The following is a 16,150-nucleotide window of genomic DNA, read 5'->3' as shown; positions in this document are numbered from 1 at the left end:
AGAACGAGTGGTCTGTATGTTCGGGTTCCCGGCGCGGGGACCGCCGGAGATCCAGGACTTCCCGGAGGTCGGTGTGCAGTCAGCTCTCTACGAGGCCGAGCACGAGTCGTTCCGCGCGATGCTGCGGGACTTCCTGGCCAAGGAGGTGACCCCCCACCACGACGAGTGGGAGCGGGCCGGCGTCGTCGACCGCGCCGTCTGGCTGCGGGCGGGGGAGCAGGGCCTGCTGGGCATGGACGTGCCCGAGGAGTACGGCGGCGGCGGGGTCAAGGACTTCCGCTACAACGCGATCCTCTCCGCCGAGGTCAGCCGCGCCGGGGCGAGCGGGCTGGGCTTCACCCTGCAGAACGACGTCGTCGCCCCTTACCTGATCGGGCTCACCACCGACGAGCAGAAGCGGCGGTGGCTGCCCGGGCTGGTCAGCGGCGAGATCATCACCGCGATCGCCATGACCGAACCGGGCGCGGGCTCGGACCTGCAGGGCCTGCGGACGACGGCCCGCCGGGACGGCGACGAATGGGTGCTGAACGGGTCGAAGACGTTCATCACCAACGGCATCAACGCCGACCTGGTCATCGTCGTCGCCCGCACCGACCCCGAGGCCGGCGCCCGGGGCTTCTCCCTGCTCGTCGTCGAGCGCGGCATGCCGGGGTTCGAGCGCGGGCGCAACCTCGACAAGATCGGCCTCAAGGCGCAGGACACCGCCGAGCTGTTCTTCGAGGACGTGCGGGTGCCCGCGGCCAACCTGCTCGGCACCGAGGGCCACGGCTTCTTCCACCTCATGGAGAACCTGCCGCAGGAGCGCCTCAGCATCGCCGCGGGCGCCGTCGCCTCTGCCCGCATCGTGCTCGACCTGACCGTCCGGTACTGCAAGGAGCGCACCGCCTTCGGCAAGCCGATCGGCAGCTTCCAGAACACCCGGTTCGAGCTCGCCGAGATGCACACCGAGGTGTCGATCGCCGAGACCTACCTCGAGAAGGCGATCCTCGAGCACAACGCCGGCCGGTTCACCGTCGAGGACGCGGCGATGGCCAAGTGGTGGACGACGGAGCTCCAGAAGCGGGTCGTCGACCGGTGCCTCCAGCTGCACGGCGGCTACGGCTACATGCTCGAGTACCCGGTCGCGAAGGCCTTCCTCGACTCGCGCATCCAGACCATCTACGGCGGGACGACCGAGATCATGAAGGAGATCGTCGGCCGCTCGCTCGGCGTCTGACCCCCATCCGAAGCGAGACGAGAGGACTACGCATGACCGCCGAGGCGTTCATCTACGACGCCGTGCGCACCCCGCGCGGCAAGGGCAAGAAGACCGGAGGGCTGCACTCGGTCAAGCCGATCAGCCTGACCACGGGCCTGATCGACGCCGTCCGGCAGCGCAACCCGCAACTGGATGCAGGCCTGGTCGACGACATCGTGCTCGGCGTCGTCTCCCCGGTCGGTGAGCAGGGCGCGGTCATAGCGCGGACGGCGGCGCTCGCCGCCGGCCTGCCCGACACGGTGGCCGGCGTGCAGATCAACCGCTTCTGCGCCAGCGGCCTCGAGGCGGTCAACCTCGCCGCGCAGAAGGTCCGCTCCGGCTTCGAGGACCTGGTGCTGGCCGGCGGCGTCGAGTCGATGTCGCGGGTGCCCATGGGCTCCGACGGCGGCGCCTGGCCGATGGACCCCGAGACCGCCGCCCGCACCGGCTTCGTCCCCCAGGGCATCGGCGCCGACCTGATCGCCACCCTGGCCGGCTGGAGCCGGGAGGACGTCGATGCGTACGCCGCCGAGTCGCACGCCCGCGCCGCCAAGGCCTGGTCCAACGGGTACTTCGAGCGCTCCGTCGTCCCGGTGACGGACAGGAACGGCACCGTCGTCCTCGACGCCGACGAGCTCGTCCGCCCCGGCACGACCGTCGAGTCGCTGGGCGCCCTGCCCTCGGCGTTCGCCGGCATCGGTGACATGGGCGGCTTCGACGCCGTCGCGCTGCAGAAGTACCACTGGGTCGAGCGGATCGACCACGTGCACACGGCCGGCAACTCCAGCGGCATCGTCGACGGCGCCGCGCTGGTCGTCGTCGGCACCGAGGAGGCCGGGCGGCGCCACGGGCTGACCCCGCGGGCGCGCATCGTGAGCACCGCCGTCTCCGGCTCCGACCCGGTGATCATGCTGACCGGCCCGGCGCCGGCCACGCACAAGGCACTGGCCAAGGCCGGGCTGACCGTCGACGACATCGACCTGGTCGAGATGAACGAGGCGTTCGCCGCCGTCGTCCTGCGGTTCATGGCCGACACCGGCTTCGACCACGAGCAGGTCAACGTCAACGGCGGCGCCATCTCCATGGGGCACCCGCTGGGCGCCACCGGCGCGATGATCCTGGGCTCGCTCGTCGACGAGCTCGAGCGGCGCGACCTGCGCTACGGCCTGGCCACCCTGTGCGTCGGCGGCGGCATGGGCATCGCCACCGTCGTCGAGCGAGTCTGAGGAGCACTCCGCATGTCCGAGAGCACCATCCGCTGGGAGCAGGACGCCGACGGCGTCATCACCCTCACCCTGGACGACCCCGCGTCGTCGGCGAACACCATGAACGACGCGTACGTGCGGTCGATGGGCGAGACGATCGACCGGCTGGAGCGCGAGAAGGAGTCCGTCCGCGGCGTCGTCCTGACGAGCGCGAAGAAGACCTTCTTCGCCGGCGGCAACCTGGGCAGCCTGATCCAGGCCACACCCGAGACCCGCGACCAGGTCCTCGCCCAGGTCACGCTGGTGAAGCGCCAGCTGCGCCGGCTGGAGACCCTCGGGGTCCCGGTCGCCGCGGCGATCAACGGCGCCGCGCTCGGCGGCGGGCTGGAGATCGCGTTGGCCACCCACCACCGCGTCGTCCTGGACGACCCGAAGGTCAAGCTCGGCTTCCCCGAGGTCACCCTCGGTCTGCTGCCCGGTGGGGGCGGGGTGGTCCGGTCGGTCCGGCTGCTCGGGCTGACGACGGCGCTGCTGGAGCTGCTGCTGCAGGGCCGGCAGGTCCGCCCCGAGAAGGCGCTGGAGCTCGGACTGGTGCACGAGCTCGCGAGCGCGGACGAGCTGCTGGCCAAGGCGAAGCAGTGGGTGCTCGCCAACCCGGACGCCGCCCAGCCGTGGGACACCAAGGGCTACAAGGTGCCCGGCGGGACCCCCTCCACGCCGTCGCTGGCGTCGAGCCTGCCCGCCTTCCCGGCCAACCTGACCAAGCAGCTCAAGGGCGCGCCCTACCCGGCGCCCTACGCGATCCTGTCCGCCGCGGTGGAGAGCCTGCAGGTGGACGTCGACACCGCGTTCACCGTCGAGGGGCGCTACTTCGTCGACCTCGTCGTCGGCCAGGTGTCGACCAACATGATCCAGGCGCTGTGGTTCGACCTGAACCGGATCAACGGCGGCGGCTCCCGCCCGGCGGTGGAGGAGACGTCTCGTGCCTCCAAGGTCGGCGTGCTCGGCGCCGGGATGATGGGCGCCGGGATCGCGCACGCCTTCGCCAAGGTCGGCGTCGACGTGGTGCTCAAGGACGTGAGCGCCGAGGCGGCCGGGAAGGGCAAGGCGCACGTCGCGAACGTGGTCGGCAAGCAGGTGTCCCGCGGGCGGATGAGCCAGGGCAAGGCGGATGCCTTCCTCGCCCGCATCACCCCCACCGGCGACGCCGCCGACCTCGCCGGCTGCGACGTGATCGTGGAGGCGGTGTTCGAGGACACCGCCCTCAAGCACCGGGTGCTCGCCGAGGCCGAGGCGCACGCCGCGCGCGGTGCGCTGCTGGCTTCCAACACCAGCACGCTGCCGATCACGAGCCTGGCCGAGGGCGTGCAGCGGCAGGCCGACGTCGTCGGCATGCACTTCTTCTCGCCGGTGGACAAGATGCCGCTGGTCGAGCTGATCGTGGGGGAGCGGACGTCGGACACCGCACTCGCCCGCGCCTACGACGCCGTGCGGCAGATCGGCAAGACCCCGATCGTCGTCTCCGACAGCCGGGGCTTCTTCACCAGCCGCGTGTTCGGCACGCTGGTGATGGAGGGCGCCGCGCTGCTGGCCGAGGGGCTGGCGCCGATGAGCGTGGAGCGGGCCGCGCTGCAGGCCGGCTTCCCGGCCGGGCCGCTCACCCTGCTCGACGAGGTGACGCTCACCCTGCCGCTGAAGATCCGCGACGAGGCCGCGAAGGCCGGGGCCGCCGACGACCACCCCGGCGTCGCGGTGCTGCGGACGATGGTCGAGCACGGCCGCACCGGGAAGTCGTCGGGGCAGGGCTTCTTCGACTGGCAGCCCGAGAAGCGGGTGTGGCCGGGGCTCACCGAGCTGTTCCCGTCGTCCGACGCCGTGCCGTTCCGGGACGCGCAGGAGCGGCTGCTGTTCGCCATGGCCGTGGAGACCGCGCGCTGCCTGGAGGAGCAGGTGCTGCGCACCGTCGAGGACGCGAACATCGGCTCGATCATGGGCATCGGCTTCCCACCCCTGTACGGGGGCGTGCTGCAGTACGTCGACCAGTACGCGGGCGGGGTCGCGGGCTTCGTCGCCCGGGCCGACGAGCTGGCCGACCGCTACGGCGAGCGGTTCCGGCCGCCGGCGATCCTGCTGGAGCGCGCCGTGCCGGCCGGCAGCCTGCGCGCTGCCGCGGCGGTCTGAGCACGACGGCGGGGGAGCGAGGACGCCGAGGTGACCGCTGCCCCGGCCGCGCGCCGGACGCAGGCCGAGCGGCGGGCCAGCACCCGCGAGGCGCTGGTGCGCGCCACGGTGGAGGCGCTGGTCGAGCTCGGCTACGCGCGCACCACCACCCAGGAGGTGCAGCGGCGGGCCGGCGTCTCCCGGGGCGCGCTGACCCACCAGTTCACGACGAAGGCCGACCTCGTGCTGGCCGCCGTCGACCACCTCTACGAGGAGTTCAGCGCGAGCGTGCGCCAGGCCGCGGCCGACCTGCCGGCGGACGCGGCCGCCCGCGTCCGGCTCGGCGTGGAGCTGATCTGGGAACGCTTCCACGGCGAGCTGTTCGTCGCGGCGATGGAGCTGTGGGGTGCGGCCCGGACCGATCCGGAGCTCCGCGCCGCGCTGCTCCCGCACGAGCGCCGCCTCGGGGCGCAGCTGCGGACCCTGGCGATGGAGGTGTTCGGCGAGCAGGTGGCGCGGCACCCGCAGGCCGAGGCGGTCTACCAGGTGCTGCTCACCTCGATGCGGGGTCAGGCGCTCACCTACGCGCTGCAGCCCGACGCCCCCCGCACCGGCCCGCACGTCGAGCACTGGCAGTCGATCGTCGAGGCCTTCACCGCCCGCGGGGACCGCCTGGGAAGCTGATGCCTCCCGGAGTCCTGCAGAGGGGGCGGATCCGTGGCCACGACGGCCCTGCTGGTGCTCGACCTCGTCGGCACCTTCGCCTTCGCGCTCAACGGTGCGCTGACCGCGCTGCGCACCACCCGGCTCGACATCGTCGGCGTGGTCACCCTGGGCATGATCACCGCGCTCGGGGGCGGCACCATCCGCGACGTCTTCCTGGACAGCCTGCCCCCGGCGACGTTCGTCGACTGGCGCTACCTCGCCGTGGCCGCCGGCGGGGGCCTGATCGCCTTCGTCGCCGGCCCGTACCTGGAGCGGCTCAACGGGACCATCAACGTGCTGGACGCCGCCGGCCTGAGCCTCTTCGCGGTCACCGGCGCCCTCAAGGCGCTCGACCTCGGCTTCGGCCCCGCGCAGGCGGTGATCGTCGGCACGATCACCGGCGTGGGCGGCGGCACCCTCCGGGACGTGCTGATCCGCCAGGTGCCCTCGGTGCTCACCAGCGGTCTCTACGCCGTCCCGGCGCTGGTCGGGGCCACCGCCGTGGTGGTGGCCGATCTGCTCGGCACCCGCGGCCCGGTCGCCTCGATCAGCGCCGCCGCGCTGTGCTGCACCATCCGGATGGTCGGGGTGCACTTCGACGTGCACGCGCCGTTCCCGCCCGTGCGCACCCGGCGCGAGCGGGAGTGACCCGGACCGGCCACCCGGTGCGGCGCCGGTCAGGTCCGCTCGGCGACCGGCAGGATCTCGCCGCTGTCGATCCGGGCGCGGTAGCCGTTGAGCTCCCGCTTCACCACCCGGGCCAGGATGTAGAGGCCGATGATGTTCGGCAGGGACATCAGGAAGATCATGCTGTCGGAGAAGCCGATCACCGACTCGACCGTGGACGACGCCCCGATGATGACGAAGAGGCAGAAGACGAGCTTCCACGTCCGGTCGACGACCATCGACTCGCCGAAGAGGTAGGTCGCGGCCTTCAGGCCGTAGTAGCTCCAGGCCAGCATCGTCGAGTACGCGAAGAGGATCACCGCGATCGCCAGCACGATGGGGAACCAGCTGACCACGGTCTCGAAGGCCGCCGACGTCGTCTCCACGCCCGCGTCGCTCGCCTCGTCGGCGTAGGTGCCGGTGATGACGATGGCCAGCGCGGTCATCGTGCAGATGACGACGGTGTCGATGAACGGCTCGAGGACGGCGACGTGCCCCTCGGTGGCCGGGTGCTCCGTCTTGACCGCGGAGTGCGCGATGGCGGCCGAACCCAGCCCCGCCTCGTTGCTGAACGCCGCCCGGCGGAAACCCTGGATGAGCACGCCGACGATGCCGCCGAAGCCGGCCTCGGGGGAGAACGCCTGGGAGACGATCGCCCAGAGCGCCGCCGGGATGTCGGAGAAATTGGCCAGGAGCACGGTCAGGCAGGCGAGCACGTAGAAGACCGCCATGAACGGCACCAGCTTGTCGGTGACCCGGGCGATGCTGCGGATGCCGCCGATGATCACCGCCCCCACCAGCAGTGCCAGCACGAACCCGAACACCGCGCCGGCGGCGCCGAACCCGAGCGGGCCGTCGTCGCCGCCGGTGACCGACTGCGCCTGGTTGAAGGCCTGGTTGGCCTGGAACATGTTGCCACCGCCGACGGCCCCGCCGAGGGTGAAGATGCAGAACAGGACGGCGAGCACCTTGCCGAAGGTGCCCAGCCGCGGGCTCTTCTCGCGCAGCCCCTTGGTCAGGTAGTACATCGGGCCACCGGAGACCCGGCCGTCGGGGTAGACGTTGCGGTACTTCACCCCGAGCGTGCACTCGACGCCCTTGGTGCACATGCCGAGCAGGCCCGCGATGATCATCCACAGCGTGGCGCCCGGCCCGCCCAGCGAGATCGCGATCGCGACGCCGGCGATGTTGCCGAGGCCGACGGTGCCCGACACCGCCGTCGCCAGCGCCTGGAAGTGGGTGACCTCGCCGGCGTCCCGCGGGTCGTCGTACCGGCCGCGGATCAGCTCGATGGCGTGCCGGAAGGCGCGGAACTGGAAGCCGCGCAGGTAGATGGTGAAGAACAGGCCCGCGATGACCAGCCAGACGACGATGAGCGGGAGCTCCACGCCCTCGTCGATGAAGTCCAGCGGCACGGCGAAGAAGACGACCGTGGTGATGACATCGGAGATCGGCGCGAAGAAGCCGTCGACCTGCTCGTCGAAGGTGGCGGCCAGCAGCGAGTCGGACGGCGAGGTCATCACGGCACCACCAGGACGGGGATCGGGGAGAGCTGGATGAGGCTGCTCGGCGTCGAGCCGAACAGCAGGGTGCGCACCCGGCTCTGCCCGACGCGGCCGACGGTGATCCAGGCGGCGTCGTGCTCGCGGGCCAGCCGCACCAGCGTCTCGGCGGGGTGCCCGTGCCGGACGGCACTCTCGATCGCGAGGTCCCCGGGCTCGGAGAGCCGGGCGATCACCGGTTCGAGCACGCGTTCGCGCGCGGCGGTCGCCTCCCGTTCCTTCTCCACGGAGCGGCGTTCGTTCTCCTCCGCGGTGGTGAAGGAGTAGGGCGACCAGGGGACGACGCAGGCGAGGACCAGCCGCAGGTCGTGGCGACGGGCCGCGTCGGCCGCCGCGTCCGCGGCGCGACCGCTCGCCTCGCTGCCGTCGAGGCCTACCAGGATGGATTCGGGCACGGGCCCACCTCCGGCGGAGACGATGATCGGGCGAACGGTAGCGGTGTTCGCGCCGGCCGGCAGGTCGAGCGCGCGCGCCCCGTGCCGCGGTCAGGACGCCGGCGTCCCCGGTCGCGCGGGTGGGCGGCCGGCGCCGTCGACCTCGTCGTCGGTGCGCCCGCCGGCCACGGCGTCGCCGTCGTCCGGTGGCTCCGCCGCCTGCCGGCCGACCTGCCGCCGCCAGCCCTGCACGGCCGCCGCGAGCACGCCGGCCACCGGCACCGCGACGAACAGACCCAGCAGGCCGAAGGCGGAGGCGGCCCCGGTGGTGAGCAGCAGCACGACCAGCGGGTGGAAGCTGATCGCCCGCGACAGCAGGAGCGGCGCGAGCACGTTGCCCTCGATCTGCTGCACCACGACGACGACGAGCAGCGCCCACAGCGCCGTGCTCCAGCCGTTGGTCACGCCGGCCACCGCCACCGCCACGGCGCCGGCGAGCGTCGCGCCGACGAGGGGCACGTAGGCGAGCAGGAAGGTCAGCGCGCCGAGGGGGAGGGCCAGCGGGACGTCGAGCAGCCACAGCCCGAGGCCGATGAGCACGCCGTCGACCAGCCCGGTGGCGGTCGAGGCGTAGAACCACGCCCTGGCCGTGCGCAGGCCGGCGCGGAAGGCGGCGTCGGTCGGCGACCGGTACTCCACGGGCAGCGCGCGGACGAACTGCCGCCACAGCCGGTCCCCGCTGGTGAGGGCGAAGAGGGTGAAGAAGAGCGCGATGAGCAGGACCGTGGTGATGGTGCCGACCGCGTTCAGCCCCTGGGCGGCCGCGCCCCCGAGGCCGGCGGCCGCCGTGCCCACCGAGGACTCCAGCTGCTCGAGCACCTGGTCCAGCCCCGCGTTGTCCAGGTCGTCGGTCCGCGCCTGCACCCATGCGGTCGTGGAGTTCACGGCGTCGACGCCGGCGGCGACCAGGCCCGGCCAGGCCTCGATGAGCTGCAGGACCAGGAAGGTCAGCACGCTGACGAAGAAGGCCAGGTAGCCGACGACGCAGAGGATCGCCGCGAGCACCGCCGGCACGCCGCGCCGCCGCAGCCAGCTCGCGATCGGCCACAGCATGGCGACCTGGGCGATGCCGAGCATCGCCGCGGCGGCGACGAACTGGACCTGGAGCACCAGCCAGACCACCCCGAGCGCGGCCAGGCCGATCACCAGGGCCCGTCCCGCGATCGTCGCCTCGCGCTGGAGGAACCCGGTCCGGCCGGTCGGCGGGGACGTGGCGGCGTGCGCTCCCGCCGCCGTCCCGGGAGTGCGGCGTGGTCGTGCCGCGGCAGGATCCCCGATGGAGGCCGGCGCCCGTCCCGTCATGCCCCCCACCTCCGTCCGCTGCCGGCGAAGGTGCGCCGGTGCGCGCGCCCATCCTGACGCCTCCACCGATCCCGTGTGCGGGTGCGGCGCATGGTGGTGGCGCCGGTCGGGTACGCGACCCCGGTCACCGGCACGTCGGACGTGCGCGCGGGTCGCGGAGCGCCCACGCGCCGAGGGGGAGGAGGATCCCGTGCTCGGACTGATCGGACTGCTGCTGGTCGTGTGGCTGGCGCTCGCCGTCCTCGGAGCCATCGTCGAGGGGCTGTTCTGGCTGCTCGTCATCGGCGTGGTGCTGTTCCTGGCCACCGCGGCCTGGGGGTGGACCAAGCGCAACACCAGGGTGTGATCGCGGGAGCGGCCGGTCCGGGGAGACCGGCCGCCCCGGCGGGCGGGTCAGCCCCGGGCGTCGAGCTGGCCGGCGAGGCCGTCGGCGAAGCCCTCGGCAACGGCGAGCTGCTCGCGGAGGGCGGTGACCCGGGCGGTCGCCGCCTCGTGGAACATCCGCAGCCGGTCCAGCAGCGCGGACCGGTCGCCGGTGCCGGCGTCGAGGTCGGCGAGCAGGCCCAGCAGCTCGCGCATCTCCTCCAGCGCGAACCCGAGCGGCTTCATCCGCTTGATCACCTCGAGGCGGGCGACGTCGTCGGCGCTGTACAGCCGGAAGCCGCCCTCGGTCCGCGAGGTCGGGACGACGAGGCCCTCCTCCTCGTACCAGCGGATGGTGCGCAGGCTCAGCCCGGTGCGCTCGGCGACCTGGCCGATCTGGAGCAGCCCCGTGCGCGTCACCTGCATCAGTGCGCCCCGGCGAGCCGGCCGGTGTGCCGCTGGAACCGGTCGGCCGAGTGGCCGGTGAGCCCGACGAACTCGACCGTCTTCCCGCGCATCCCGTACTTGTGCGTGATCGCGTCGAGCACGGCGACGGTCGAGGCGTCCCAGACGTGCGCGTCGGACAGGTCGACCACGACGCTCTCCGGGTCGCCGTTGTAGTCGAACTGGGAGACGAGGTCGTTGCTCGAGGCGAAGAACAGGGCGCCGTGCACCGAGTAGACGCGCGTCCCGCCGTCGGGGTCGAGGACGCTGGTGACCTCGACCAGGTGCGCCACCCGGCGGGCGAAGAGCACGCAGGCGACCAGGACGCCGACGCCGACCCCGATGGCCAGGTTGTGGGTGATCAGCGTGCCGGCGACGGTCGTGAGCATCACCGTCGTCTCGCTGCGCGGCATCCGGTGGATGGTGCGCAGGCTGTGCCAGTCGAAGGTGGCGATCGACACGAAGATCATGACGGCGACCAGGGCGGCCATCGGGATGATCGCGACGACGTCGCCGAGCGCCACGACGAGGATCAGCAGGAAGACGCCGGAGAGGAACGTCGACAGCCGGGTCCGGGCGCCGGACTTCACGTTGATCATCGTCTGGCCGATCATCGCGCAACCGCCCATGCCGCCGAAGAAGCCGGACGCCACGTTCGCCACGCCCTGACCCCACGACTCCCGCGTCTTGTCCGAGCCGGTGTCGGTGAGGTCGTCGACCAGCTTCGCCGTCATGAGCGACTCCATCAACCCGACCAGGGCCACGCCCAGCGCGAAGGGCGCGATGATCGTCAGCGTCTCCCAGGTGAACGGGACCGCCGGGATGCCGAGGAAGGGCAGGCTGTCGGGGAGCTCCCCCTGGTCACCGACGTCCGGCAGGGTCCAGCCGGCGGCGATGGTGAGACCGGTGAGCACCACGATGGAGATCAGCGGCGAGGGGACGGCGGTCGTCAGCCGCGGCAGCAGGAAGATCATCGCCAGCCCGGCGGCGACCAGCGGGTAGACCAGCCAGGGGACGTCGACCAGGTGCGGCAGCTGGGCGGCGAAGATGAGGATCGCCAGCGCGTTGACGAAGCCGACCATGACGCTGCGCGGGATGAACCGCATCAGCCTGGCCACGCCGGCCGCGGCCAGCAGCACCTGGAAGATCCCGCCCAGCACGACGGCGGCGAACAGGTACTCGACGCCGTGCTCGAGCGCCAGCGGTGCGACGACCAGGGCGATCGCCCCCGTGGCGGCGGTGATCATCGCCGGCCGGCCGCCGGTGAAGGCGATCACCACGGCCATCACGAAGGAGGAAAACAGCCCGACGCGAGGGTCGACCCCGGCGAGGATGGAGAAGCTGATCGCCTCGGGGATCAGGGCCAGCGCGACGACGAGGCCGGCGAGGACCTCGGTGCGGGCGGTGCCCGGGGACAGCCACGCCGGCCGGCGGAGGCGGGGCGGCGCGGCGACAGCTGAGGTCATGGATCCGTCTCGTTCGGGGTGCGCCGTCGTCGGCGCGGGTGGGCAGCACCGGGTGGTGCCGGGTCGGGAGTGGTGCGTCATGCACCGCGGCGGTGGCGCGCCGGGTCGGCGGCGACGCCGGCTGGTGCCCGGTGCATCGCGCCGGCAGCTGCGTCGCCGGTGTCAGGAGCAGTCTGCCGGGAACTCGTCCCTCACGTGAGGGTTGACCGGTGAGTCCTTCGTCACCCGCTCCGCTGCCGGGACCTGTGCCCACGCACGGCGGAACGGGTCCTGCTCTGCCAGGCTCGGGACGATGGCGGGATGGCTGGGCTGGCTGGTGACGGTCGCCGGAGCGGCGGTGACGGTCCTGACGCTGCGGGACATCTTCCGCACGCTGTGGTATCCGAGCGGGCAGGGAGACCTCAGTTCCCACGTCATGCGCCTGGTCTGGCGCCTGGGCCGCCGGCGACGGCGAGCCGGCGCCTCGGGCATCCTGACCGGTCCGCTGGCACTGGCGGGGGTGATCGCCGTGTGGCTGCTGCTCCTCGTTCTCGGCGGTGCGTTGCTCTACGCGCCGCACCTGCCGGAGGGTTTCGCGTTCAGCTCCTCGCTGGACCGGGCCGAGCGCGGTGGTGTGCTGGATGCCGTCTACGTCTCGATGGTCACCGTGGCCACCCTCGGGTTCGGTGATGTGCTGCCGACCGCAGCGTGGCTGAGAATCGCGGTGCCGCTGCAAGCCGTGTTCGGTTTCGCGCTGCTCACCGCGTCCGTGACCTGGGTGCTGCAGGTCTACCCGGCGCTGATCCGTCGGCGCAGCCTCGCCGTCCGGCTGTCGCTGCTGCGCCGCTCGGCCACCGCCGGACTGCTGGACGACCCCGGCTCCGCGTCGGCGGCGACCCTGCTCGACGGCCTGTCGGCCCAGGTGGTGCAGGCCCGCGTCGACCTCACCGAGTACGCCGAGACCTACTACTTCCGCGAGGGCAGCACCGATGCCTCGCTGCCGGCGCAGCTGGGGGTCGCGGTCGATCTGGTCGCCGCCGGACGAGCTGCCCCCCGGCAGGACGTCCGGGTCGCGGCCGAGGTCCTCGACACCGCCCTCGGGGACCTCGCCCGCATCATCGACGAGCAGTTCCTGGGCACCGGCCAGTCCGCGGCGGAGGTGCTGCGGCGGTACGCGGACGACCACCACCAGGACCAGCGGCGCTGGGACCCGCCACGCCGCGGGCGATGACCTCACCCGCCCTGCGGGCTGCGGGCACGGCGGCCTCGACGGCACCGGACCGGGCGATCGGCGCACGCCGCCGGGTGGGTCGTGGGCCGGCCGGCGAGCCGGGGGCTCGTAGCCCTCGGAGGCCGCGGCGCGCCGAGCCGCGCTGCCGGGGCCCGCGCCGATGTCCGGCCCCAGGGCGCGGTTGCGGTCAGCGGTACCGCGGTAGTGCGGGAAAGAACGCCGCCGAAGATCGCCGATCACGGCGTGGTTGGAGGGGCGGATGTCGGACTTCCTGATCGTCCTCGGCCTGGCTGCCCTGCCCGCGGCCGGCAACTTCTCCGGAGGCCTGCTCGCCGAGGTCTCCCGCGTCTCCGAGCGCACGCTGAGCCTCGCTCTGCACCTGGCAGCAGGGATCGTGCTGGCGGTGGTCGGCCTGGAGCTGATGCCCGAGGCGCTGAGTGCCGGCCTGCCCTGGGTTCCCCTGCTGGCCTTCGTCGCCGGTGGGGCCACCTTCATCGGGCTCGACCGGTCGATCGGATACGTGCAGGCCCGGACCGGCGGCGGCGAGAAGCAGTCCGGAGCCCTCACCATCTTCTCCGGGGTCTCGATGGACCTCTTCAGCGACGGCGTGATGATCGGGACCGGCACCGTGGTCGACCCGGCGCTCGGTCTTCTGCTGGCGGTCGGCCAGGTGCCCGCCGACGTGCCGGAGGGCTTCGCCGCCGTCGCCACCCTGCGCAACGCCGGCATCGGCCGGAAGAAGCGGATCGCCATGGCGGCAGGATTCACCGTTCCGATCCTGCTCGGCGCCACCATCGGTTTCTGGGCCCTGCGAGACGCTCCCGAGATCGTCACCCTGTCCGTGCTGGCCCTCACCGGCGGTGCGCTGACCGCCGTCGTGGTCGAGGAGATGATCAGCGAGGCCCACGAGGGTGAGACCTCGCGGCTGGGGCCGGTCTTCCTCACTGCCGGTTTCGCCCTGTTCGGTGCCATTTCGGTCTACCTCGGCACATGACCGTCAGGTAGTCCGTCCAGCGTGGTGCCGGTCGCCGGCCTGGTGAGGACCACGCGGGGCAGCGCTACTGGACCCACCACCGAGCGCTGCCGGAGCCCGGGACGCCTGGCGCTCAGCCCTCGTCGGGCGCCGGTGCTTCGGTCAGGCTGATCAACTGGTGCAGGCAGTGCTCGCGCAGCGGCTCGGGGAAGCCGTCGGCGAGGCGGTAGTACACGACGCGCCCCTCCTTCCGGTTGACCACCAACCCCGCCGTGCGCAGCAGCCGCAGCGCGTACCCGACGGCGTCCTCATTGGCCTCCAGGGCCAGCGCGAGGTCGCCCACGCAGAGTTCCTCCACGAGGTCGAGTGCGAACAGGACCCGGGCGCGCGTGGGATCGGCCATGAGGCTCAGCACGCTGGTCAGCCGGGCTGCGTCGTCACGGCTGGGCAGCCGGGCCCGGGCGTGGGCGACCCGCTCGGGGTCGACCGGGTGCGCGTGGGTGGGTTCGGACATCCAGAAAACACCTCCGACGCGCTCATACCCGTACGGGTCTACGGGTACCGCGGGTTCTGTCGGCGACAAGCTGCGCGATGTCGCCGGCTCGCTGGGCTGACCGAACCCCCGGCCCGACGTGCAGGCCTCCCCGGGCACCAGCACGTCCGAGGCGGCGCCGGCACGTCGTACCGGCACGACGATCCCCATCCGGCCTCCGGACACCGGTGGCGAGAGAACGGAGCACCACCCCCATGGCGACGAAGAGCAGCAACGAGGAGCACCGGCGCGGTCATGGCGGCGAGGAGTCCGGCCACCACGACGAATCCGGTCACCGCAAGATGGAGACGAAGATGTACCTGCGCTTCGCGGCGATGATCACCACATCCGTGGTCGTCATGTACTGGACCATGTTCGCGAGCACGTGGGAGTGGAGCCACGTCCAGTTCAGCGAGAGCCGTGTGTTCATGGCGCTCACCATGGGCGGCACCATGGGGCTGGTCATGCTCGGCTGGATGCTGAACATGTACAAGAACGTAAAGGGCAACATCGCCATCGTGGCGGTGAGCCTCCTGCTGCTGGGTGGGGGCATAGCCCTCGACCGCAGCCAAGCCACGGTGGACGACGTCGACTGGATGCAGGCGATGATCCCGCACCACTCCATGGCCATCACCCGTTCCGAGCGTGCCGACATCGACGACGTCCGCGTCTGCCAGCTCGCCGTCGAGATCATCCGCGCCCAGGAGCGGGAGATCGCCGAGATGGAGTGGCTGATCGAGGACATCGAGGAGAACGGGGAGGCCGAGACCGTCGAGGAGGCCCAGGCTCGGCCCGTTCCGGAGTTCAGTGGGTCCGCACTGCGCGACTGCCCCACCGGCTGACGGACGACGCCGCCTGTCCCGCAGGAACGACGGCACGCCGCCGGGCGGGCGCCGTCGTCCCTGGTCGGTGGGCCGGCCTGCGGTGGTGTCAAGAGGTGAGCAGCGTGGTGAACGTCGCCCCACCATCGACGGACTCGACGAGCCCCTCGCCGGTGACCACGGCCACCCGCAGCCCAGCCGCGGCGACAGCAGCCCCGATGGCGTGCGGGGCCTCGCCGAGGTCCGCGGCGCGCTGCCACGTGCGGGCGTCGTCGGTGCTCGTCCAGACGACACCGGCCGGGTCGACCCCGGCTGCTGTGCTGGCATCCGCCCAGGCGACGACCTGCAGCACCGGCGCCCCGGCCACCCGGGCCCACGTGCTGCCCGAGTCGGTCGAGCGCAGCAGCCCCTGCGCGGTGGTGGCCAGCGCGGTGCCGCTGTCCGGGGCGGCGGCGAGGGTGTGCGGCTCGGCCGGGATGTCCAGCTGCTCCCAGGTGGTGCCGTCGGTCGTGCGGCGCAGCGCACCGTCGTAGCCCAGCGCGCCACCGTCGGGCAGCAGCGTCAAGGCGTGGAAGTCGGACTCGCCCGCCCGGGACAGCGGCGTCCACGTGCGGCCACCGTCGGTGGACTCGATCAACCCCACGGGGTCGGGCAGGTCGGTACCCGGCCCGGGGTGGCCCGAGGCCAGGTAGTGGTCGTGGCCGGCGACGCTGAAACCCATGAGGTCGATGACCGGACCGGACGCGGTCAGCGCACCGTCGTCACCGACCGCGATGAGGCCGTCGTGGGTGGCCAGCAGCAGCGCACCGTCGCCGGGGTCGATCGCGACAGCGTGCACGTGCGCAGCCGGCAACTCACCGGCCTGCGCCGCGGTCGGGGCGGCGGTCGGGGTGGCGGCCGGCGCCGGGCCGCCGGCGGAGCAGCCGACCAGGACCAGGCCGAGGGCGGCCGTGGTGACGGTGACGCGACAGGCGGAGCGCGGTGCGCGCATGGAGATCTCCAGGTGTGCGTGGGTGTGGCCGAGTTCGGGACTGCGGCGGGACGGACGGAGGCCCGCCCCGCCGCGTCGA

16 protein-coding genes are annotated in these 16,150 nt (G+C 72.5%); 9 read left to right on the top strand and 7 right to left on the bottom strand.

Going from position 1 to position 16,150, the window contains the following annotated elements; genetic code table 11:
• Positions 1-16 precede the first annotated feature (16 nt).
• Genes QOZ88_RS05720 through QOZ88_RS05700 form a run of 5 tightly spaced genes read left to right on the top strand, consistent with a single transcriptional unit; the run spans position 17 to position 5,955 of the window.
• Positions 17-1,216, top strand: coding sequence for an acyl-CoA dehydrogenase family protein (locus QOZ88_RS05720; RefSeq protein ID WP_305998831.1), 1,200 nt, complete (start codon positions 17-19; stop codon positions 1,214-1,216).
• Between the two features lie 32 nt (positions 1,217-1,248).
• Positions 1,249-2,463, top strand: a complete 1,215-nt coding sequence (locus QOZ88_RS05715; RefSeq protein ID WP_305998830.1) for an acetyl-CoA C-acetyltransferase — start codon at positions 1,249-1,251, stop codon at positions 2,461-2,463.
• Between the two features lie 12 nt (positions 2,464-2,475).
• The gene (locus tag QOZ88_RS05710) at positions 2,476-4,623 is read left to right on the top strand and encodes a 3-hydroxyacyl-CoA dehydrogenase NAD-binding domain-containing protein (protein ID WP_305998829.1); all 2,148 of its coding nucleotides are present in this window, start codon (positions 2,476-2,478) and stop codon (positions 4,621-4,623) included.
• Positions 4,624-4,653: 30 nt separating this feature from the next.
• On the top strand, positions 4,654-5,286 hold the full coding sequence (locus tag QOZ88_RS05705) for a TetR/AcrR family transcriptional regulator (RefSeq protein WP_305998828.1): 633 nt from the start codon (positions 4,654-4,656) through the stop codon (positions 5,284-5,286).
• Positions 5,287-5,319: 33 nt separating this feature from the next.
• Complete coding sequence (locus QOZ88_RS05700) at positions 5,320-5,955, top strand: trimeric intracellular cation channel family protein (protein WP_305998827.1); 636 nt, start codon at positions 5,320-5,322, stop codon at positions 5,953-5,955.
• A gap of 29 nt (positions 5,956-5,984) precedes the next feature.
• Here the strand turns inward: QOZ88_RS05700 and QOZ88_RS05695 are convergent, their stop codons facing one another.
• The 3 genes from QOZ88_RS05695 to QOZ88_RS05685 all read right to left on the bottom strand — a co-directional run bounded on the left by QOZ88_RS05695 (position 5,985) and on the right by QOZ88_RS05685 (position 9,271).
• Positions 5,985-7,493, bottom strand: coding sequence for an alanine/glycine:cation symporter family protein (locus QOZ88_RS05695; RefSeq protein WP_305998826.1), 1,509 nt, complete (start codon positions 7,491-7,493; stop codon positions 5,985-5,987).
• On the bottom strand, positions 7,493-7,930 hold the full coding sequence (locus QOZ88_RS05690) for a universal stress protein (protein WP_305998825.1): 438 nt from the start codon (positions 7,928-7,930) through the stop codon (positions 7,493-7,495). The genes QOZ88_RS05695 and QOZ88_RS05690 overlap by 1 nt, the downstream gene beginning before the upstream one ends.
• A 90-nt stretch (positions 7,931-8,020) precedes the next feature.
• Positions 8,021-9,271, bottom strand: a complete 1,251-nt coding sequence (locus QOZ88_RS05685; RefSeq protein ID WP_305998824.1) for an AI-2E family transporter — start codon at positions 9,269-9,271, stop codon at positions 8,021-8,023.
• Positions 9,272-9,461: 190 nt separating this feature from the next.
• On the opposite strand from QOZ88_RS05685, the gene QOZ88_RS05680 reads away from it, so the two are divergent.
• On the top strand, positions 9,462-9,617 hold the full coding sequence (locus QOZ88_RS05680) for a hypothetical protein (protein WP_170852378.1): 156 nt from the start codon (positions 9,462-9,464) through the stop codon (positions 9,615-9,617).
• A 47-nt stretch (positions 9,618-9,664) separates the two neighbouring features.
• Here the strand turns inward: QOZ88_RS05680 and QOZ88_RS05675 are convergent, their stop codons facing one another.
• Positions 9,665-10,054 carry a MerR family transcriptional regulator gene (locus QOZ88_RS05675; protein ID WP_305998823.1) on the bottom strand — a complete coding sequence of 130 codons (390 nt, stop codon included), beginning with the start codon at positions 10,052-10,054 and terminating at the stop codon, positions 9,665-9,667.
• Positions 10,055-10,059: 5 nt separating this feature from the next.
• Positions 10,060-11,544, bottom strand: coding sequence for a SulP family inorganic anion transporter (locus tag QOZ88_RS05670; protein ID WP_305998822.1), 1,485 nt, complete (start codon positions 11,542-11,544; stop codon positions 10,060-10,062).
• A gap of 292 nt (positions 11,545-11,836) precedes the next feature.
• On the opposite strand from QOZ88_RS05670, the gene QOZ88_RS05665 reads away from it, so the two are divergent.
• Both QOZ88_RS05665 and QOZ88_RS05660 read left to right on the top strand, forming a co-directional pair.
• Positions 11,837-12,754, top strand: coding sequence for a potassium channel family protein (locus tag QOZ88_RS05665; protein WP_305998821.1), 918 nt, complete (start codon positions 11,837-11,839; stop codon positions 12,752-12,754).
• Between the two features lie 259 nt (positions 12,755-13,013).
• Positions 13,014-13,748: a ZIP family metal transporter gene (locus QOZ88_RS05660; RefSeq protein WP_305998820.1), complete on the top strand. Its 735-nt coding sequence runs from the start codon at positions 13,014-13,016 to the stop codon at positions 13,746-13,748.
• A 112-nt stretch (positions 13,749-13,860) separates the two neighbouring features.
• Here QOZ88_RS05660 and QOZ88_RS05655 read toward each other — a convergent pair whose 3' ends face one another.
• On the bottom strand, positions 13,861-14,241 hold the full coding sequence (locus QOZ88_RS05655) for an ArsR/SmtB family transcription factor (RefSeq protein WP_305998819.1): 381 nt from the start codon (positions 14,239-14,241) through the stop codon (positions 13,861-13,863).
• Between the two features lie 233 nt (positions 14,242-14,474).
• Between QOZ88_RS05655 and QOZ88_RS05650 the strand changes: the two genes are divergently transcribed.
• On the top strand, positions 14,475-15,101 hold the full coding sequence (locus QOZ88_RS05650) for a DUF305 domain-containing protein (protein ID WP_305998818.1): 627 nt from the start codon (positions 14,475-14,477) through the stop codon (positions 15,099-15,101).
• An 88-nt stretch (positions 15,102-15,189) separates the two neighbouring features.
• Here QOZ88_RS05650 and QOZ88_RS05645 read toward each other — a convergent pair whose 3' ends face one another.
• Positions 15,190-16,071: a F510_1955 family glycosylhydrolase gene (locus tag QOZ88_RS05645; protein WP_305998817.1), complete on the bottom strand. Its 882-nt coding sequence runs from the start codon at positions 16,069-16,071 to the stop codon at positions 15,190-15,192.
• Positions 16,072-16,150 lie beyond the last annotated feature (79 nt).

This window comes from Blastococcus carthaginiensis (assembly GCF_030731085.1).
Lineage (GTDB): Bacteria > Actinomycetota > Actinomycetes > Mycobacteriales > Geodermatophilaceae > Blastococcus > Blastococcus carthaginiensis.
Note: the sequence above shows the minus strand (reverse complement) of the source record. Positions and strands in the feature narration are given on the sequence as shown.

Coding starts and splice junctions, on each gene's coding strand:
- QOZ88_RS05720 (WP_305998831.1), top strand. CDS start 17: ATGTTCGGGTTCCCGGCGCGGGGACCGCCGGAGATCCAGGACTTCCCG.
- QOZ88_RS05660 (WP_305998820.1), top strand. CDS start 13,014: ATGTCGGACTTCCTGATCGTCCTCGGCCTGGCTGCCCTGCCCGCGGCC.
- QOZ88_RS05695 (WP_305998826.1), bottom strand. CDS start 7,493: ATGACCTCGCCGTCCGACTCGCTGCTGGCCGCCACCTTCGACGAGCAG.
- QOZ88_RS05670 (WP_305998822.1), bottom strand. CDS start 11,544: ATGACCTCAGCTGTCGCCGCGCCGCCCCGCCTCCGCCGGCCGGCGTGG.
- QOZ88_RS05685 (WP_305998824.1), bottom strand. CDS start 9,271: ATGACGGGACGGGCGCCGGCCTCCATCGGGGATCCTGCCGCGGCACGA.
- QOZ88_RS05710 (WP_305998829.1), top strand. CDS start 2,476: ATGTCCGAGAGCACCATCCGCTGGGAGCAGGACGCCGACGGCGTCATC.
- QOZ88_RS05655 (WP_305998819.1), bottom strand. CDS start 14,241: ATGTCCGAACCCACCCACGCGCACCCGGTCGACCCCGAGCGGGTCGCC.
- QOZ88_RS05645 (WP_305998817.1), bottom strand. CDS start 16,071: ATGCGCGCACCGCGCTCCGCCTGTCGCGTCACCGTCACCACGGCCGCC.
- QOZ88_RS05650 (WP_305998818.1), top strand. CDS start 14,475: ATGGCGACGAAGAGCAGCAACGAGGAGCACCGGCGCGGTCATGGCGGC.
- QOZ88_RS05665 (WP_305998821.1), top strand. CDS start 11,837: ATGGCGGGATGGCTGGGCTGGCTGGTGACGGTCGCCGGAGCGGCGGTG.
- QOZ88_RS05715 (WP_305998830.1), top strand. CDS start 1,249: ATGACCGCCGAGGCGTTCATCTACGACGCCGTGCGCACCCCGCGCGGC.